This window comes from Pontibacter sp. HSC-36F09 (genome assembly GCF_024171605.1).
In the GTDB taxonomy this organism is placed as follows: domain Bacteria; phylum Bacteroidota; class Bacteroidia; order Cytophagales; family Hymenobacteraceae; genus Pontibacter.
In genome coordinates, this window is the sequence record NZ_JALKAA010000002.1 from 391,827 (window position 1) to 410,207 (window position 18,381).

The 18,381-nt window shown below is 51.1% G+C and carries 17 protein-coding genes; 6 read left to right on the top strand and 11 right to left on the bottom strand.

Annotated elements, in window-relative coordinates:
- Positions 1-81: 81 nt before the first annotated feature.
- The 4 genes from L1278_RS07725 to L1278_RS07740 all read right to left on the bottom strand — a co-directional run bounded on the left by L1278_RS07725 (position 82) and on the right by L1278_RS07740 (position 3,394).
- Positions 82-618, bottom strand: a complete 537-nt coding sequence (locus L1278_RS07725; RefSeq protein WP_253402560.1) for a hypothetical protein — start codon at positions 616-618, stop codon at positions 82-84.
- 208 nt (positions 619-826) lie between these two features.
- Complete coding sequence (locus L1278_RS07730) at positions 827-1,492, bottom strand: fasciclin domain-containing protein (RefSeq protein ID WP_253402562.1); 666 nt, start codon at positions 1,490-1,492, stop codon at positions 827-829.
- A gap of 181 nt (positions 1,493-1,673) precedes the next feature.
- Positions 1,674-2,771, bottom strand: a complete 1,098-nt coding sequence (locus L1278_RS07735) for a serine protease (protein ID WP_253402564.1) — start codon at positions 2,769-2,771, stop codon at positions 1,674-1,676.
- A gap of 50 nt (positions 2,772-2,821) precedes the next feature.
- Entirely contained in the window at positions 2,822-3,394 is a 573-nt protein-coding gene (locus L1278_RS07740) for an RNA polymerase sigma factor (RefSeq protein WP_253402566.1), read from the bottom strand.
- Positions 3,395-3,538: 144 nt separating this feature from the next.
- Here L1278_RS07740 and L1278_RS07745 point away from each other — a divergent pair, with 144 nt between their 5' ends.
- Positions 3,539-3,742 carry a hypothetical protein gene (locus tag L1278_RS07745; RefSeq protein WP_188502535.1) on the top strand — a complete coding sequence of 68 codons (204 nt, stop codon included), beginning with the start codon at positions 3,539-3,541 and terminating at the stop codon, positions 3,740-3,742.
- 250 nt (positions 3,743-3,992) lie between these two features.
- On the opposite strand, the gene L1278_RS07750 is transcribed toward L1278_RS07745, so the two are convergent.
- Entirely contained in the window at positions 3,993-5,180 is a 1,188-nt protein-coding gene (locus L1278_RS07750) for a proline dehydrogenase family protein (protein WP_253402568.1), read from the bottom strand.
- Positions 5,181-5,352: 172 nt separating this feature from the next.
- Here L1278_RS07750 and L1278_RS07755 point away from each other — a divergent pair, with 172 nt between their 5' ends.
- From L1278_RS07755 to L1278_RS07770, 4 genes are all read left to right on the top strand, one after another.
- A complete protein-coding gene (locus L1278_RS07755; RefSeq protein WP_253402570.1) occupies positions 5,353-6,483 on the top strand; it encodes a bifunctional 3-deoxy-7-phosphoheptulonate synthase/chorismate mutase type II in 1,131 nt (376 codons plus the stop codon).
- A 66-nt stretch (positions 6,484-6,549) separates the two neighbouring features.
- Positions 6,550-7,587, top strand: a complete 1,038-nt coding sequence (gene aroB, locus L1278_RS07760; RefSeq protein WP_253402572.1) for a 3-dehydroquinate synthase — start codon at positions 6,550-6,552, stop codon at positions 7,585-7,587.
- Positions 7,584-8,813, top strand: coding sequence for a 3-phosphoshikimate 1-carboxyvinyltransferase (locus L1278_RS07765; RefSeq protein WP_253402574.1), 1,230 nt, complete (start codon positions 7,584-7,586; stop codon positions 8,811-8,813). The genes aroB and L1278_RS07765 overlap by 4 nt, the downstream gene beginning before the upstream one ends.
- 6 nt (positions 8,814-8,819) lie before the next feature.
- Complete coding sequence (locus L1278_RS07770; RefSeq protein WP_253402576.1) at positions 8,820-9,338, top strand: hypothetical protein; 519 nt, start codon at positions 8,820-8,822, stop codon at positions 9,336-9,338.
- Here L1278_RS07770 and L1278_RS07775 read toward each other — a convergent pair.
- From L1278_RS07775 to L1278_RS07795, 5 genes are all read right to left on the bottom strand, one after another.
- Complete coding sequence (locus tag L1278_RS07775) at positions 9,335-10,144, bottom strand: ABC transporter substrate-binding protein (protein WP_253402578.1); 810 nt, start codon at positions 10,142-10,144, stop codon at positions 9,335-9,337. The two genes, L1278_RS07770 and L1278_RS07775, sit on opposite strands and share 4 nt — an antisense overlap.
- Before the next feature lie 92 nt (positions 10,145-10,236).
- The gene (locus tag L1278_RS07780; RefSeq protein ID WP_220625301.1) at positions 10,237-11,307 is read right to left on the bottom strand and encodes a M42 family metallopeptidase; all 1,071 of its coding nucleotides are present in this window, start codon (positions 11,305-11,307) and stop codon (positions 10,237-10,239) included.
- A gap of 99 nt (positions 11,308-11,406) precedes the next feature.
- A complete protein-coding gene (locus L1278_RS07785; RefSeq protein ID WP_253402580.1) occupies positions 11,407-12,966 on the bottom strand; it encodes an acyl-CoA carboxylase subunit beta in 1,560 nt (519 codons plus the stop codon).
- A gap of 141 nt (positions 12,967-13,107) precedes the next feature.
- Complete coding sequence (locus L1278_RS07790; protein ID WP_253402582.1) at positions 13,108-15,711, bottom strand: ATP-dependent Clp protease ATP-binding subunit; 2,604 nt, start codon at positions 15,709-15,711, stop codon at positions 13,108-13,110.
- Positions 15,712-15,827: 116 nt separating this feature from the next.
- Complete coding sequence (locus L1278_RS07795; RefSeq protein ID WP_253402584.1) at positions 15,828-16,433, bottom strand: WbqC family protein; 606 nt, start codon at positions 16,431-16,433, stop codon at positions 15,828-15,830.
- A gap of 174 nt (positions 16,434-16,607) precedes the next feature.
- Between L1278_RS07795 and L1278_RS07800 the strand changes: the two genes are divergently transcribed.
- Positions 16,608-17,519 (top strand): lysophospholipid acyltransferase family protein, encoded by a 912-nt coding sequence (locus L1278_RS07800; protein WP_253402586.1) that lies wholly within the window; start codon positions 16,608-16,610, stop codon positions 17,517-17,519.
- A 53-nt stretch (positions 17,520-17,572) separates the two neighbouring features.
- On the opposite strand, the gene L1278_RS07805 is transcribed toward L1278_RS07800, so the two are convergent.
- The gene (locus tag L1278_RS07805; RefSeq protein ID WP_253402588.1) at positions 17,573-18,199 is read right to left on the bottom strand and encodes an L-threonylcarbamoyladenylate synthase; all 627 of its coding nucleotides are present in this window, start codon (positions 18,197-18,199) and stop codon (positions 17,573-17,575) included.
- Between the last annotated feature and the right edge of the window lie 182 nt (positions 18,200-18,381).

Here is an 18,381-nt window from a genome sequence, read left to right on the forward strand (position 1 = left end):
AGAGTAGGCTATAAAGACAAAGGCTCGACTTTGCCACAAGGGGAAAGCCAAGCCTTTGATTTTATGTAAGGCAATCGGGCCTTAGTAATAAATATGCTCTCCGCGGTTCTTCTGGAAATGCTCTTCGAAGTAACGGGCATCTTCTGATGTGCGCGGCTTAAAGCCCAGCACGATGTTACCTTCTTTCACGCCTTCTTCATAAACCTTAGCGCGTTCTTCAGGTATACCGGCGCCCACCAGGGCACCGATCAGGCCGCCTGTCAGGCCACCAGCACCAGCACCTGCCAGTGCAGCTGCCAACGGACCTGCCACTACCAAGCCCAAACCAGGTATAGCTACGGAAGTACCAATGGCTGCCACAGCACCTACAATGGCGCCAAGCGTACCACCAATGGCCGAACCGGCTCCGGCTCCCTCCAGCGATTTGTTACCCAGTTCGGTATCGCCGTCGCGGTCCAGGTCACCGCTAAAGTGGCGCTTGCGTCCCTCGTCCGACAATACTACGTTGATATCGTCTTTGTCATATCCGCGTGCACGTAGTTCTTCATAGGCGCTCTCTGCGCTGTCACGGTCCCGGAACATGGCTGTCATCATGCTCGTATTGCTTACTCTTTCCATAGTTGAATTTTTAAGTTTGTATTAGTGTAATTTAAGGATGCCTACTTTTTTGCAGACTAGTTTATTGTAACGGCTCACCAACTCTATGGTTGCAAATTGAAGTTAGGCAGTGAGCGTTTCCCATATAATAAGCGGGTTTTTTGAAAGATGATCATTAAAAAAGCCTTCCGTAAGGGAAGGCCTTTTCAGTATGTTATAATGCTGTTGGTTATTCTTTGTCAGTTACGGCATCAGCAGTTACCAGCACACGGTCCACTACATGGATCACACCGTTGTTGGCCTCAATGTCAGACTCTATAATACTGGCACCGCCAATAGTGAATGAGTTAGGGGCAGCGCCTGCGCTAGCTACTTCAATATAGTCATCCTGACCTACCTGGATACGCTGGTTAGCCTGCAGCTGGCTTGTCATCACTTTACCCGAAATGATGTGGGCCTGCAGGATCTGAATCAGTTCGTTTCTGTTTTCTGGTTTTTTCAGATATTCTAATTGGCCAGCAGGGAGCTTCTCAAAGGCCTCGTTAGATGGGGCAAAGATGGTAAACTCACCTTCCTGCTCAAAGGCTTTTGAAATATTGGCTGCCTGTACCAACTCCATGAAAGTAGAGATTTCGCTCTTTGTTCTGGCCGCGTCTAATATAGCCATAGAGCTTGTTTCACCAGTTACACCCATCGTGGAAGAAGTATCCATGTCCGTAGTAGTGGTTTCAGTGCTTACTTCTGTTTCTGTGGTAGTAACATCATCACCGGCCATGGTAGTTGTTTCGCTCATGGTTGTGGTTTCGTCCATGGCAGTAGTGTCCATTGTGTCGTTACTGCTGGCGCAGCTGTATAAAAAGCCTGCGGCAAAGACAGCTGCAAGAGGTTTTAGCATTCGCATTTTCATAGTTGTTACTTTATGGTTCATGATTAAACAAATTGTACATCTTTTGTCAGGATATACATGGTCTATTTAACTGCATCTTTTTAAAAAAGTTATAAAAAAAAGAGGACTACCTGTGCTTATATGACAGATAGTCCTCCATGGTGTTGCAATAAAGCAATATTACCGTGCCTTAGTTATACACTTTCACGACAAAAATATAGTCCTGAAGTTTCTTTAACTGCTGTGTGCGTGAGGTTCCACTCAGGTTGTTTTGCTGCGGCAGACTTACTGTTAGCCCGTTTTCTCTCTCCTTCATTTCTGTTACCATTTGCAGCAGGTAAGAGGATTTCACTGCAAAAGCGGCTCCTTCCTGACCTGCCTGCTTGCCGTTGATCACGCCAATAACATTGCCTTTGTCATCGAGCAGCGGACCGCCACTGTTACCCGGGTTCAGGGGGATGGAGATTTGGTAAGAAGTAGTGTCGCCCTCAAAACCAGACGCGGAACTCAGTGAGCCTTCACCAAACACAATGTCCTCGCGCGGGAAGCCCAGCGTATACACGCGCTCACCCAAGTCCGAAGAGGCAGTCTTAAAGGTATAAGGCAGCTTGCCGAAACCTGCAAAGGAAGGGTCTTCCACTTTCAGGATGGTCAGGTCGTAGTCGGTGTTGCGGTGCACTTCCGTTACCTTATACTTCAAGCCGGCTTTGTTCTCGATCAGGATAGAGTCCGCTCCCTGGATTACGTGTGAGCTGGTGACAATGTACCCATCTGGGCTGATGGCGAAACCGGTGCCACTGAAGCGTGCCGAACGCGGAGCCGGTGCGGGGGTGTCCGCGCTGGCGATGCCATTGATAATGGCACGCTGTTCTTTTTTGATTTTCTCAACCTCACGACGGAGCTCAATGTAGCGCGCCGTTTGCTGCTGTACAGGTTTCTTCATTTGCTGCACACTCCAAAGCGTGCCGAATACAGACAGCAGCGAAACGCTGGCGGCAACCGCCATGGTCTGGGCATGCTTCTTAAAGAAGACTTTCCAGGCCGTCAGTTCGCTGGTGATAGCCCGCGAACCGGTTTCCATTTCTGTGTGGATGCTGTTGAGCTTATGGCGCAATTGCTGACGCTGGCCATAGTGCTGCATGGCCTGCAGCACCTGGCGGTGCTCCTGTACCTGGTCGGCAAGCCGCGGGTCGGAGAGCAACAGCGCCTCAAAGGCAGCTTTCTCCTCGGCGGGCAGGGTGCCGGCCAGGTAGCGCTCTATTTGCTCGTATATGCGGTGGTCAAACATGGTTATATAAAAATACCTTTTACAAGGTGCTAAAATTCAATTCGTCTATGCTATACCTCTGGTTTATAAGAGGTGAAGAATAGCTTCTTGAGGCGTTGCAGGCACTTGTACTTTTGGTTTTTGGCCGTGTCTGTGTTCGTGTAGCCAAACTTTTCCACAATATCCTGCATGCCCTGCGCCCGGATGTAAAAGTCCTCTAGTAATGAGCGACAGGGCTCCCCGAGCTGGTCAAGCGCCTCGGCCATCACGCCGAACTGCCTTTCGTTTTCCTCGTGCTGCGGCACATCCTCCTCCAGCGACAGGTAGTTCTCAGAGTCCTCTATGCGATTCGCGTAGCGGCCTTTCTCTGCCAGCCGTTTCAGCCAAAGCCGGCGGCACACCGAGTAGAGGTAAGTCTTGATCTGGCAGCTAAGCTCCAGGCTGTTGCCTTTGATCTTCTCGTAGAAGACGATCACGCCTTCCTGATAAATGTCTTTCGCCTCGTCATCAGTTCCACTGTTGCTGATGATGAAATGAGAGATCATCGGGAAGTGCAGCTTATACAGATGTGCGAGTGCGCGGTCATCGTCATTCCGGATTCCCTCCATGATCGCCTCATCCGTCTCATACAAACTCTTCCTCATGCCGTTCTGTTTTTAATACGCCAGGCCGCTTTTTGTAACCCAACAAAAAAATATTTTAAAAAAATAAAAAATACCGGGTTACCTAGCCGGGTTTCCGGTATGAAGTTCAAATTCGAAACCAAAACACTTAATCACAAACACAAAATGAAAAAATTGTTCAAATTCGCTTTCGTAGCGTTCGCCCTGGTAGCTTTCACAGCTTGCAACACTGAAGAAACTGCAACTGAAACTGAAGCTGTTGAAACTGAAGTAACTACTGAAGAAGAAGTTGTTACTGAAGAAGTTGAAGCTGACTCTACTGTTGAGACTACAACTGTTGAGACTGACTCTACTGTAACTGTACAGTAATCAATAGCAGAACTACGGATAATACCTTATAGTTCTAAACACATAAGAAGGCCCTGCAGCAATGCAGGGCCTTCTTATTTTTTGTGCTGTTCAGTAGACTCAATGTAGGTTTGGGATGATTAAGTATCGCCTTTAGGGAGTTTATGCTGCTAACCTAAAGCCTTACACCCTGCCTGCCGCAAACTCCGAACCCCCGTCCTTACTTTCGGACTCAACAGAGTTACTCCTCCAGTGCCCGGTACGTCAGGCCCTAACGCTTCGCTTTCTTACGGCGCTCCATTTCTTTGCTGATCAGGCCAAACTCGCGGCTGCTCTGGCCGGCGATGGCTGTATTCTCGTTGGCACGGCGCAGCAGGTAGGGCATCACCGACTCCACCGGACCGTAAGGCACGTACTTCGCTACATTATAACCGGCATTGGCCAGGTTGTACGATAAGTTATCGCTCATGCCGAAAAGCTGGGCAAAGAACACGCGCTCGTCGTTGGGCGCTATACCTTTCTCCTCCATCAGTTCCATTAACAGGTAGCAGCTGGCTTCGTTGTGCGTGCCGGCGCAAAGCGATATGCGGTCGATGTGGTCGATGCAGAAGCGGAGGCCGTCGTTGTATAGTTTGTCAGAGGCGGCTTTGGTCGGGTTGATCGGGCTTGGATAGCCTTGCTCTTCGGCACGTCTGCGCTCTTTTTCCATGTAGGCACCGCGCACGGGCTTTGCTCCGAGTATGTAGTTTTTGGCCACGGCGTTCTCATAGTCGCGTGCCAGCGCGTCGAGGCGGTCGTGGCGGTAGAGCTGGTAGGTGTTGTAAACAATGGCTTTCTCCTTGTTGTAGAGTTCCATCATATCGTAGGCCATGTTGTCGATGGTGTCCTGAAACCAGCTTTCCTCGGCATCCACAAACACACGCACATCGGCTTCGTAGCAGCGCTGGCAAATGTCCTGTACCCGCTTCAGGCCACGCGCATAGGCGGCTTGCTCCTCAGCTGACAGTTTTTCTCCTGCCTGCACTTTCTCCAGAAGAGGTGTGCTCACCAGGCCAGTCACTTTAAACACAGAGAAGGGGATGTTCTTGTTGCCACGCGCTTTCTCTACGGTGCGCAGAATCTCGTCCCGGGTATCGTCAAAGCTTTTGTCCGAGCCCTCGCCCTCTACGGAGTAGTCGAGGATGGTGCCGATGTTGTATTTGGCCAGCTCGCGGATGGCACGCTCCGATTCCCCGATCGTTTCGCCACCGCAGAAGTGGTTGAAAATAGTTGGCTTGATGATAAACTTTACCGGCAGGTGCAGCTTGAGCGCGAAGTTCAGCAGGTTGCCACCTACCTTCACAAAGGTGTTGCTGTTCATGGACTTGAACAACAGGTACATTTTATAAAGCTCAGCGTCTGACTTGGAAGAAAAAGCGACTGCTGTATCGTCGAAAGAAACGTTGGTAACCGGGTTCATGTAATGGTGTGTTAATTGCCGCAAAGATAAGGCATGCGTTAACGTTTTACACCATAGAAGCCTGGTACCCAAGATATATTTTGTACTGTTTTTCAGGGCAGCCATTCCCTTAAACCAGATCCGCTGCATAACTGTTGTATTTGTCGTACCTTTGTAGGGACAATTGACACCGATGGATTTCAAAAATAAAGACACCTATTTCGCTGAACTGCTGGCTGAGCGGGGCAGGCCGCTGGTGATTGCCGGGCCTTGCAGCGCGGAGAGCGAACAGCAGGTGATGCAGACGGCCGAAGCCCTGAAAAAGCTGAATGTGCACCTATTCCGGGCAGGCATCTGGAAGCCGCGTTCCCGCCCCAACACCTTTGAGGGGGTAGGTCTGCAGGGCCTGGCGTGGCTGGCCCGCGTAAAGCAGGAACTGGGTATGCGGGTAACGACGGAGGTAGCCACGGGTCGCCACGTGGAGGAAGCCCTGAAACAAGGTATAGATGTATTGTGGATCGGCGCTCGTACCACCGTGAACCCATTTGCCGTGCAGGAAATAGCTGATGCGCTGAGCGGGGTGCAGATACCTGTGATGGTGAAAAATCCCGTGAACCCGGATCTGGCCCTCTGGATCGGAGCGATCGAGCGCATCTACCAGGCAGGTATAACCGACCTGGCCGCCATCCATCGTGGTTTCTCTTCGTACCAACCTTCCAAGTACCGCAATGCGCCGGTCTGGCAAATTCCGATCGAACTGAAAGCCCGTTTCCAGAACCTTCCCGTGTTCGTGGACCCGAGCCACATTGGCGGTACCCGTGATCTGATCTATCCCCTGTCGCAGCGAGCGCTTGACATGGGCTGTGATGGCGTGATGATCGAGACGCACCCGAACCCGGCGGAGGCCCTGAGCGATGCGGAGCAGCAGGTAACCCCAGCCGCGCTGGCTGACATACTGAGCAAGCTGCAGGTGCGTAAAACGAATTACGACGATGCGGAACTGGTGAACCGGGCTGAGGAACTGCGCCTGAAGATCGATGCTGCCGACCACGACCTGATCGGGGCCTTGGCACAGCGAATGGCCTTGGTGGAGCAGATAGGGGAGTACAAAAAGCAAAACAACGTGCAGGTGCTACAACTCGAGCGTTGGAAGGAAATTTTCCGTACCCGTGCCGACTGGGCCGCCGAAGCAGGGATCAACCCGGCCTTTGTGGAAGAGCTCTACAAGCTGATCCACGTCGAATCGATTCGCAAGCAGACCAGCATCATGCAGACCGGAAGTCCGGAAACAAAACCTAACACCGAGCCGGAACAGGCATCGTAAGCGTATACCTGAACGCCGGTTTATAGCCGACGTTTTTACACCTATACCTGATAAAATAAAATCCGCGTGACTGAAAGCATTTATATCGGGCGAGACGTGCTGCCGCAGCTGAAAGCGGTGCTGCAGAACCTGGCCTTCTCGAAAATAGCCGTGCTGGTGGACGAAAATACCCTGCACCATTGCTACCCGCAGGTGAAGCCCCATTTGCCCGAGCACGGCATCATCCAGATTCAGAGTGGTGAAGCTCATAAAACACTGCAGACCTGCGAGGATATCTGGCAGCGTATGACGGAGCTCCACCTGGACCGCTGGTCGGTGCTGGTGAACTTGGGAGGCGGCGTGATCGGTGACATGGGTGGTTTCTGTGCAGCCACCTTTAAGCGCGGAATGTACTTTGTGCAAGTGCCCACCACACTTCTCGCGCAGGTGGATGCCAGCGTGGGCGGCAAAACAGGTATAGACTTCCACGGACTCAAGAACCACATCGGGGTTTACAAAGAGCCGAAGGCTGTCATCATCGATCCGGGTTTTCTGGATACGCTGCCACAGCGCCAACTCAAGTCGGGTTATGCCGAAATCATCAAACACTGGCTGATCGCCGATGCGGCCGCCTTTGAGGAGCAGCGCCACATCGGGCTTTTCACCGAAGACTGGGACGCGCTGATCCGCCATTCAGTAGGTATAAAGTCGGCTGTGGTGGAGGCTGATCCGCTGGAGGGCGGTTACCGCAAGGTGCTTAACTTCGGCCATACCGTGGGCCACGCCGTAGAAAGCTACCTGATGGAGCAGCCCGGCCGCGAGCTGTTGCATGGCGAGGCCATTGCTGTCGGGATGCTGTGCGAGGCCTACCTTTCTGTGAAGAAAGAGTTGCTCACCAAGCGCGAGCTCGACCAGATCGAGACTTTCATGGTGTCGATCTATGAAAAGGTAAAAATCACTGAAGAAGATATTCAAAGCATGGCCAAACTGGCTTTGCAGGACAAAAAAAACACGCACTCTACCATCAACTGTACGCTGTTGCAAGGTATAGGCAAGGCCGTTTGGGACCAGCCTGTTACCCTGCCAGAGATACAGGAGTCTTTGCGCTACTACCAGCTACTATGACAAAAACCGTTACTCTTTCGCACCCTACAGGTATACTGAAAGGTCGTGTACAATTACCAGCCTCCAAAAGCGAGGCGAACCGCGCCTTGATCATCGCAGCACTGGCAGGCGGTGAATCCGAACTGCAGAACCTTTCGGAGGCCAACGACACCCAACTCCTGCAAAAGCTCCTGAAAAGTGATGCTGATACGATAGACGCCGAGGATGCCGGTACGGTCATGCGCTTTCTGACGGCCTATTATGCCGTGACGGGTCAACAAAAAACACTGACCGGCACCGAACGCATGTGCCAGCGACCAATCAAGGTGCTCGTAGAGGCACTGCAGGACTTGGGCGCAGGTATAGCTTACCTTGGGGAGGCGGGTTACCCACCCCTCCAGATCAGCAGTTTTAAAGGCAACGGCAAAAAGCAGTTGAAAGTGCGCAGCGACATCAGCAGTCAGTACATTTCGGCTTTGCTGATGGTAGCGCCTTTGCTGCCGGAAGGCCTGGAACTGGAACTGGAAGGCAAGATCGGCTCACGGCCTTACATCGAAATGACACTGGCTTTGATGCAGCATTTTGGGATAGAGGCCAGCTTTGAGGACAACACGATTACGGTGCCGCATCAGAAATACCAGCCAGCCACATTCGCTGTGGAATCGGACTGGTCTGCGGCTAGTTATTGGTACAGCATGGCGGCCCTGGCCAAAGAGGCGGATATTACTTTGCTCGGGCTGCGGGAGGACTCGCACCAGGGCGACAAAGCCATCGTGGACATTATGCGCCGCCTGGGCGTGTATACCGAGTTTAAGCCGGAAGGGGTGCGGCTCACCAAGAAGCATGCGGAGAAAAGAGTAACGTTTGACTTTAGCAACTGTCCGGATCTGGCACAAACTGTTGTGGCGCTGTGTGCCGCCTCCGGTATAACCGTCGAGATGACTGGGTTGGAAAGCCTTCGTATCAAAGAAACTGACCGTATCCAGGCTTTACAGATCGAAGTCTTGGGTATGGGTGCCTCGCTGGATGAAAGAACACCAGGCATTTTTCAGATGAACCCGACACTGATGATCAACCGGGAATTGAATTTCAGGACTTACCAGGACCACCGCATGGCCATGGCGTTTGCTCCCATCGCTTTGCTGCAGTCTGTTCAAATTCAGGAACCGGAAGTGGTGCGCAAGTCCTACCCACGGTTTTGGGAGGATCTGGAGAAAATGGGGTTTGAGGTAAGGTATAATGATTAGGGATTAATGGAGAAGCGCTATTTGTACGGAGATGCCGGCCTGATCGAGGTGCTGTTGCCACAGTTTGAGTTGATGGAGACTTCTGCTGGTGGGTATGCTGCCGTTTACAAAGACCCGCTCACTAATTCTTTTTGGCTGAAGTACTACGCTACCACAGTAGCAGCAGGCGGAGGCTACCTCACTTTAATGCGACTGCCAGCCCCTTCCACCGAAAACCTTATTGACATTGTCATTCGCACATTTTTCGAAGACGAAGCAGTCGCTGCCGTTTTGCGATTGCTTGACGAAGAGGCTATCGAGAAGAAAGAATTCCGACAGCAACTTATTGAAAAGTTAGAGCAGGCAGTTGAAACAGGCGATCTGCAGCGCGATCGTGCCTTTCAAATTATTAAATTCACGAACCTGGCTGACCCGATGAACAAACGGGAAGTAGTAGGGAAAACCGGAACAGATGTACAGGCAGATGCCGCCTATTTTGCAGGTATAGCCGAGCGGGCTGAGCGGTTGCTAAAGCGCCTTTCTTAGTGTCCTATACCTTGTTCGACTTCTTCGATTATACCATGCAAATACGCTGGTGCCTGTAGTAAGCGGCTACCGTACCAGCTGAACATCTCCCCATCCACCACTTTAATCACCGCCTCCGGGCACATTTCCTGAAACTCGCCAAAGTGCTTTTCCTGAAAAGGGTATGGCTCCGATGATAGCAAAATCAGCTTTGGAGCGGCAGCCTGTAGTTGCTCAGGCGATACCTCCGGATAACGGGGCTGATCGGCGAAAATGTTTGAGAATCCGCATCGCTGCAGCAGGTGGTCGATGAAGTTGTTGCTACCCACCGCCATGTAGGGGTTGCGCCAAATAAAGTAGGCGGTAGGTATAGCAGGGTGCACGGGCTGCAGGTTGTTGAAGCCAGCCGCTATACCTTGTCTGATTTTCTCTGCCCTGGCCTCTGTTCCGGTCAATTCACCTACCTGGCTGATCATCTCAAGAGAGTCCTCTAAGGTATAGATATCGCTCATCCAGACCGGATACTTGTCCTGTAGACCAGCTATACCTTCTTCATAGTTCTCCTCCTTGTTCCCAATAATCAGGTCAGGCTGCAGTTCATCAATCACCTCCAGTTTAAAGTTCTTGGTGCCGCCGATAATGGTCTTTTGCTTTACTTTATCACTTGGGTGAATGCAAAATTTGGTCAAACCCACAAGGCGATCTTCCAGTCCTAAGTCAAAAAGGAGTTCAGTTTGTGAAGGCACCAGCGACACAATGCGCTGTGGCAGTTGCGGCAGCGTAACGGTAAGGCCCATCTGGTCGGTGAAGGTATAAGGAAAGCGCATAGTCAAAAGTAAAGAATTCGGGAAGGCTTTAAAACAAAAAACCACACAAGCCGCTCAGGGCTGTGTGGTTTCTCTCAGGCTAAAAGTGATTTCTATTTCAGGTACCGGAAGTCCTGATTGTCCTCAATTTTTAGCAGTGTTTCATATATCAGTTTCGTTACGTTCTCCACGTCGTCTTTGTGCACGGTCTCTACGGTTGTGTGCATGTACTTCAGTGGCAGGGAAATCAAAGCCGAGGCTACACCCGCGTTAGAATAAGCAAAGGCATCGGTGTCGGTTCCGGTTGCACGTGAAACGGCGGAGCGCTGGAACGGAATCTCTTTTTCCTGTGCGGTATTGATGATCAGATCACGCAGGTTGTTTTGTACCGCCGGACCATAGGCGATCACAGGACCTTTGCCACAGTGGATGTCACCGCTGTTCTTCTTGTCATACATCGGCGACTGCGTATCGTGCGTCACGTCTGTGATGATGGCCACATTCGGGTTGATCCGATGCGCGATCATCTCAGCGCCACGCAAACCAATCTCTTCCTGCACAGCATTCACGATGTACAGGCCGAAAGGCAGCTTATGCTTGCGCTCATGAATCATACGGGCCACCTCGGCGATCATAAAACCACCAACACGATTGTCCAAGGCACGCCCCACGTAGAACTTGTCATTCATCACCGTAAACTCGTCCTCAAAAGTAGCCACGCAACCGACGTGTATACCCATTTTTTCTACCTCTTCGCGGTTGCTGGCACCACAGTCCAGGAACACGGTTTCGATGGTAGGGGCTTTGTCATTCTCCACCTTGCGCACGTGTATGGCCGGCCATCCAAAAACGGCTTTGACGATGCCTTTGGAGGTATAGATGTTCACGCGTTTGGAAGGAGCGATCAGGGCGTCGGAGCCACCGTTGCGCTTCAGGTATAGGTAGCCTTCCGGCGTGATGTAGTTCACAAACCAGGAGATCTCATCGGCGTGCGCCTCGATTACTACCTTGTATTCGGCCTCTGGATTGATTACACCCACCACTGTACCGTACGTGTCAACGAAATAGTCCTCAATGTAAGGTTTGATATACTCCAGCCACAGTTTCTGGCCTTCAGACTCGAAGCCGGTAGGAGAGGAGTTATTCAGGTATTTTTCTAGAAAATCGAAAGATTCTTTTCTCATTAGATTAGTTTTCAGTAATGTATACACAACGGTTGTTAAACTTAACGAGCATGCACAGCCAGATGTTCTAGGACTGCGCATGCTCATTAATCAATCCGGTTAAAGCGGGATATTCCCGTGTTTCTTGCGTGGCAAGGTCACTGCCTTGTTCTCCAGCATCTTAAAGGCCTTGATCAGCTTGGAGCGTGTTTCGTTCGGCATGATTACCTCGTCGATGAAGCCACGGTGCGCGGCACGGTATGGCGTCGCGAACTTGTCTTTGTACTCCTGCACCTTCTCCGCCAGTTTCGCAGCCGGATCTTCGGCTTCAGCGATCTCGCGTTTGAAAATGATTTCGGCAGCACCCTGCGCACCCATCACCGCAATTTCGGCAGTTGGCCAGGCGTAGTTCATGTCGGCCCCAATGTGCTTGGAGTTCATCACGTCATAAGCACCGCCGTAAGCCTTGCGGGTAATCACTGTGATGCGCGGTACAGTTGCCTCGCAGAACGCATAGAGCAGTTTGGCACCGTTGGTAATGATGCCGCGCCACTCCTGGTCGGTACCTGGCAGGAAGCCCGGAACGTCTTCCAGCACCAGCAACGGCACGTTGAAGCTGTCGCAGAAGCGCACGAAGCGGGCTGCTTTGGTGCTGGCGTTGATGTCAAGTACGCCGGCGAGTACGGCAGGCTGGTTGCCCACGATACCGATGCTGCGGCCACCCAGACGGGCAAAACCTACCACAATATTCTCTCCGAAGTTCTTGTGCACCTCAAAGAAAGAGTCCGCGTCGATGATGCCCTCGATCACCTCACGCATGTCGTAAGGCTGGTTCGGGTTCTCCGGTATAATGGTGTCGAGTACAGCGCGTGTTTCGTCCGCTTTTTCCTCGTAAGGTATAGAGGGAGGCAGTTCTTCGCAGTTCTGCGGCACGTAGCTCAACAGCGTTTTGATGTAGGTGATACACTCCACTTCGTTGGCGCAGGAAAAGTGCGTTACGCCGCTCTTGGTGCTGTGCGTGCTGGCACCGCCCAGTTCCTCCGACGTTACGTTCTCGTGCGTTACCGTTTTCACCACGTTAGGGCCGGTCACGAACATGTAGGACGTGTCTTCCACCATCATGATGAAGTCGGTAATGGCAGGAGAGTATACGGCGCCGCCCGCGCATGGCCCCATGATAGCTGAGATCTGAGGTATAACGCCTGAGGCCAGTGTGTTGCGGTAGAAGATGTCGGCATATCCACCCAGCGAAACCACACCTTCCTGGATACGGGCACCACCCGAGTCATTCAGACCAATTACAGGTGCACCGTTTTTCATGGCCAGTTCCATGATCTTTACGATCTTTTCGGCATGTGTTTCAGAAAGTGAACCGCCCAAAACGGTGAAGTCCTGTGAGAAAACGTATACCAGACGCCCGTTGATGGTGCCGAAGCCGGTCACCACGCCGTCGCCGAGGTAGTACTGCTTGTCCAGACCGAAGTCCTTGGAGCGGTGCATCACAAACTTGCCGATCTCCTCGAAAGAGTTTTCATCCATTAAAAGGTGAATGCGCTCGCGGGCCGTCAGTTTGCCTTTTTTGTGCTGTGCTTCTATTCTGTCCTGTCCGCCGCCAAGCAAGGCTTCGGCGTTTTTGCGCTCCAGCGTTTCTATCTGGCCTTTTCTGATTTCTCCTGCCATGAAATGGGGTATATCTGATTTATCTGATACGAATTGATTAATTGTCAAATTTAAAAACTATAAGCCGAAAACAGCTATAAACCAGACAAAAAATAAGGGCTGCCCCACACGGGACAGCCCTTATACCTTAGGTCTTATACCTTATTTGTCAGATTTCTCACCGTCGCCCGAAGACTTGGTTGGCTCGGTCTCTTCCTCTTCTCCGTCGTTGGCCATGCCTTTGTTTTTCTTACCATTGCCTTTTTTCGAAGCGAAGGTCAGCTTCTCTTCGCCTTCCTTGTAGTCCACCATCATGGTGTCGCCCTGTGCGATCTCGGCTTTCAGTATCTCTTCCGCAATCGGGTCTTCGATATACTTCTGAATAGCACGGTTTAGCGGACGGGCACCATACTTAGGATCGTAGCCTTTCTCAGCCACGAAGTCCTTCGCTTTGCTGGTGAGCTCAATCTTGTAACCCAGGGACTCAATGCGCTTGAACAACCTGCCAAGCGACAGCTCGATGATCTTGTGCATATCCTCACGACCAAGTGAGTTAAACACGATCACGTCATCCAGACGGTTCAGGAACTCTGGCGAGAACGTTTTCTTCAGGGCGCTTGCAATAGTGCCTTTCATGATTTCGTCCACGTTGTCCTGTTTGGTCTTCGACATGAAACCGATACCGGCACCGAAGTCCTGCAGATCGCGTGCACCGATGTTGGAGGTCATGATGATGATCGTATTACGGAAGTCCACCTTGCGGCCAAGTCCGTCTGTCAGAATACCATCGTCCAGCACCTGCAAGAGCAGGTTGTACACATCCGGGTGCGCTTTCTCGATCTCGTCGAGCAGTACTACAGAGTATGGTTTGCGGCGGATCTTCTCAGTCAGCTGACCACCTTCTTCGTAGCCCACGTAGCCCGGAGGCGCTCCCACCAGGCGAGATACGCTGAATTTCTCCATGTACTCACTCATGTCGATGCGTACCAGCGCGTCGTCTTTGTCGAACAGGTAAGTGGCCAGCACTTTGGCGAGCTCTGTTTTACCTACACCAGTCGGACCCAGGAATACAAACGAGCCAATCGGCTTCTTCGGATCCTTCAGACCAACGCGTGTACGCTGGATGGCTTTCACCAATTGCTTGATGGCTTTTTCCTGACCAATTACTTTTCCGCTCAGTTCATCGGCCATATTCAACAGCTTCTGACCTTCGTTCTGGGCGATACGCTTCACCGGTATACCTGTCATCATGGCAATAACCTCTGCCACATTTTCCTCTTTTACCGAATAACGCTTCTTTTTGGTCTCTTCTTCCCAGTTCTTTTTAGCTTGCTCGAGCTGGTCAATGAGTTTTTTCTCTTTGTCGCGCAGTTGGGCAGCCTCTTCGTATTTCTGGCTCTTCACCACGCGGTTTTTCTCTACTTTGATATTCTCAATCTGCTCTTCGAGCTTCAGGATATCCTCCGGCACCACAATGTTATTGATGTGCACACGCGCACCCGCTTCATCCAGAATATCGATGGCCTTGTCCGGAAGGAAACGGTCGCTCATGTAGCGGTCCGAAAGCTTCACGCAGGCCTCAATCGCCTTATCAGTGTAGTTCACATGGTGGTGGTCTTGGTACTTGTCCTTGATGTTGTGCAGGATCTCCATAGTCTCTTCCGGCGTGGTAGGGTCTACCATCACGATCTGGAAACGACGGGCCAACGCACCATCTTTCTCAATGTACTGGCGGTACTCGTCAAGCGTGGTCGCGCCAATGCATTGGATTTCGCCGCGGGCCAGGGCCGGCTTGAACATGTTGGAGGCATCCAGCGAACCGGAAGCGCCACCGGCACCTACAATCGTGTGCAGCTCGTCAATGAACAGGATCACGTCCGGAGACTTCTCGAGCTCGTTCATCACGGCTTTCATACGCTCCTCGAACTGACCACGGTATTTTGTGCCCGCCACGAGAGAGGCAAGATCAAGAGTCACCACACGCTTATTGAAGAGCACGCGGCTTACCTTTTTCTGCACAATGCGCAGCGCAAGTCCTTCAGCAATAGCTGTTTTACCTACACCAGGCTCACCAATCAGGATCGGGTTGTTCTTCTTACGACGGCTCAGTACCTGAGCCACGCGTTCGATTTCTTTCTCACGGCCCACAATCGGGTCGAGTTTGTCGTCTTCTGCCAGTTTAGTCAGGTCACGGCCAAAATTGTCGAGCACCGGAGTGCGCGATTTTTCACCGGGCTTCTTGCTCGAGCTGCTGCCAGCGCGGGAAGAAGAGCCAAACAATTTGTCAGAATCATCATTATCGTCTGTGTCAGACGATGCCAGTGGATTATTGCTGTGATAATCCAGGGAGTCTCTTATCGCTTCGTAGTTCACGTTGAATTTCGCTAGGATTTGTGAAGAAATATTGTCCTCATCCCGAAGGATGGATAATAAGAGATGTTCAGTACCTATTATATCACTCTTGAAGATCTTGGCCTCCAGGTAAGTAATCTTAAGCACCTTCTCAGTTTGCTTGGTAAGCGGAATGCTGCCGGTAATATTGCTGTTCTGAGAAGCGGTGTTTCGTGTAGCCTGTTCCAAAGCGTACTTCAGTTCATCTATCGAAACACCCAGCTTCTTAAGCAAGGCGATAGCAGTTCCTTCTCCTTCCCTGATCATGCCCAACACCAGATGCTCAGTGCCAATATAGTCATGTCCGAGACGGATAGCTTCCTCACGGCTGAGTGAGATCACCTCTTTCACTCTGTTCGAGAATTTAGCTTCCATGTATACTCTTTAAAAAATGTAAAGGTCTAAAAATGTTGTAACTCGTTGAGGCTAACAGGAAAAGCCCCTGATTGTTAACAAGCCCGAGTCAGCAAAGGTTTAGTTTTGCAGGGGCATTATTGTAAGTAGGAAAGCGACTTCGGACCCTGTGTGAACAACAAGTCAATTATACTAAGGTCTTGTACAAATTGTTTGCCAAATACTTGTGTATAGGGTTGTACGTACAAGTTGTCAGGAATGATTTTAGGATGTATCCTATTTCTGAGGTCGAGCATCCCCTCCGGTTGCCCTGTCTGATAGCTGTCTGTGAACCCGATTGTCGGGTCTAGTTTCAGAAATTTAAGATAAAGCCGCAATAAATCAACGTTCAGGTCGAATAAATATTTCGGCTGCCGCTCATATACCTCTTTCAGGTAGTCGCTGTAAAATTCAAAATAAGGCGCCCGTCCGTAGGCTGCCTGTATCGTGCGCCAGTGCACGTTATACCATTTCTGGGTATAGTCAATCTCTATTTCAGTGATCAGGGTCTTGTCTTTGCTGTTGCCCCGCAGCACCGGCACGCTCAGCGGCACCATGCCCTGCGCCGTGAGCACATGGCAGCGGTTGCGGTAGCTCTGCTTCACGTAGTTCTCGTGTTTTTCTATGATCAAGCCATCCGCCCGCAGCGCCTGCGCGAAGTACTGGATGGGCGGGTGGTACATGGTTTCGGTAAGAAGAAGCAATGGTTTGAGTTAAGTGTTTAAATTTGGACAAAGGATAAAGGATCGGTACCTGTATTAATAAGTCCTTAGTCTTTTGTCAAGCAATCCTTTGTCAAGTACTGCTGCGAAATAAGCACGATTTCTTTAATTTCATAATGCAAGTATAGCTTGTACCTTTGCAGGCGATCTATACCTGTGAAAAAATCTCCGAACATACCCATACTTTATTACCCGCTGTGGTGGCTGCTCAAAGGCCTGTCTTTGTTGCCGCTGCCTGTCCTATACCTGCTCGCTGACTTTTTGTTTGTGCTGGTGTATTATGTGATCGGCTACCGCAAAAAAGTTGTGTTGCAAAACCTGCGCAATTCCTTTCCCGAAAAGTCAGAACAGGAGATTCAAGGTATAGCTAGGGCCTTTTACCGGCAGTTCCCGGACCTCATCGTGGAGATACTGAAGCTGGCCTCGATGGACGCAGCCGAAATGCGCCGCCGTATTGTGTTCTCCAATCAGGAAGTGCTCAACGATTATGTCCAGCAAGGCGGAACAGTTATCACGATGGGCTCTCACTCCGGCAACTGGGAATGGGTTTTATCGGCCGGCTCGGTTCAGTTCGGTTTCCCGTCAGAAGGTATATACAAGCCACTCAAGAATGAATTCTTTGAAGAGTTCATGCTATACCTGCGTGGCCGGTTGGGTGCTCGCCTGATCAAGATGAAGGACACCATGCGCGACTTTGTGCGAAACAGGAAGACGCCGCGTGTGGTGGCCATGCTCTCAGATCAAACGCCTCCTTATGGCGAAATACAGTTTTGGACCACTTTCCTCCATCAGGATACACCTTTTTTTGTCGGCGCTGAGAAGCTGGCGCATGCATTTGGCTGTCCGGTGCTGTTTCTGGATGTGGAGCGCATCAAGCGTGGCCATTATCGCCTTACGTTCGAGGTGCTGTCTGACGGCACCATCAAGCCCGAAGAAGGCACATTCCCGATCACCGAAGCCTTTGCCCGCAAACTCGAGACCTCCATCCGTCGCAACCCCGCCAACTACCTCTGGACGCACAAGCGGTGGAAACATAAGCGGCCGAAGGCCACAAGTACAGAGTCCTGAGTCACGAGTTCTGAATTAGTAAATTCCAACTCTGGACTCGAGACTCAGAACTCCTAAAGATATTCCTCAATATCTCCCGCACCTTCTCTAAGCACTTCAAAATTGTTGGCCACGTCTACTACAGTTGAGGCGACATTCTGGCCTGGACCACCGTCAATCACGGCATCTACTAAGTTGCGGTATTTTTCATAGATAAGTTCCGGATCGGTACTATACTCCAACACCTCGTCCTCGTCACGGATGGAGGTGGAAAGAATCGGGTTGCCGAGTTCCTGCACCAGCGCCAAGGCAATTTTGTTGTCGGGCACGCGTATACCTACCGTTTTCTTTTTGCTTCCGGCATAGCGGGGCACACGGCTGCTGGCATCCAGCACGAAAGTGAAGGGGCCGGGCAGTGCCTTTTTCATCACCTTATAAGTTGGCGTGTCGATCTTGGCATAGTCGGAAATGTGCGTGAGGTCGGAGCAAATAAAGGAGAGGTTCACCTTATCCGGCTTCACGCCTTTGATCTGGCAGACGCGCTCCACGGCTCTTGTATTGTGGATGTCGCAGCCGAGGCCATAGATGGTATCCGTCGGGTAAATGATCACTCCGCCGTTGCGCAGTATCTCGACCGCTTCCTGTATTCTTTTGGGCTGTGGATTATCCGGATGTATGTGGAGGAAAACAGCGTTGGCCATAGTTTTATCGTGTAAAGTTGAGCACTAGGTAGGACATACTGATTAAAAGCCCGCTGCGTTGCAGGTATAGCCTTTCAGATTAGTGGATGAAGCCATTCGAACAGATGCCGGTTCAAAATTAGTCAGATAAGAAAGAATAGTGTTATTTTTGTAGCCTAAACTATACAGGTCCGGAACCTGAC

Coding starts and splice junctions, on each gene's coding strand:
- L1278_RS07785 (WP_253402580.1), bottom strand. CDS start 12,966: ATGGCAGGAGAAATCAGAAAAGGCCAGATAGAAACGCTGGAGCGCAAA.
- L1278_RS07780 (WP_220625301.1), bottom strand. CDS start 11,307: ATGAGAAAAGAATCTTTCGATTTTCTAGAAAAATACCTGAATAACTCC.
- L1278_RS07765 (WP_253402574.1), top strand. CDS start 7,584: ATGACAAAAACCGTTACTCTTTCGCACCCTACAGGTATACTGAAAGGT.
- L1278_RS07790 (WP_253402582.1), bottom strand. CDS start 15,711: ATGGAAGCTAAATTCTCGAACAGAGTGAAAGAGGTGATCTCACTCAGC.
- L1278_RS07730 (WP_253402562.1), bottom strand. CDS start 1,492: ATGCTAAAACCTCTTGCAGCTGTCTTTGCCGCAGGCTTTTTATACAGC.
- L1278_RS07725 (WP_253402560.1), bottom strand. CDS start 618: ATGGAAAGAGTAAGCAATACGAGCATGATGACAGCCATGTTCCGGGAC.
- L1278_RS07805 (WP_253402588.1), bottom strand. CDS start 18,199: ATGGCCAACGCTGTTTTCCTCCACATACATCCGGATAATCCACAGCCC.
- L1278_RS07750 (WP_253402568.1), bottom strand. CDS start 5,180: ATGAACCCGGTTACCAACGTTTCTTTCGACGATACAGCAGTCGCTTTT.
- L1278_RS07735 (WP_253402564.1), bottom strand. CDS start 2,771: ATGTTTGACCACCGCATATACGAGCAAATAGAGCGCTACCTGGCCGGC.
- L1278_RS07745 (WP_188502535.1), top strand. CDS start 3,539: ATGAAAAAATTGTTCAAATTCGCTTTCGTAGCGTTCGCCCTGGTAGCT.
- L1278_RS07755 (WP_253402570.1), top strand. CDS start 5,353: ATGGATTTCAAAAATAAAGACACCTATTTCGCTGAACTGCTGGCTGAG.
- L1278_RS07740 (WP_253402566.1), bottom strand. CDS start 3,394: ATGAGGAAGAGTTTGTATGAGACGGATGAGGCGATCATGGAGGGAATC.
- L1278_RS07770 (WP_253402576.1), top strand. CDS start 8,820: ATGGAGAAGCGCTATTTGTACGGAGATGCCGGCCTGATCGAGGTGCTG.
- L1278_RS07775 (WP_253402578.1), bottom strand. CDS start 10,144: ATGCGCTTTCCTTATACCTTCACCGACCAGATGGGCCTTACCGTTACG.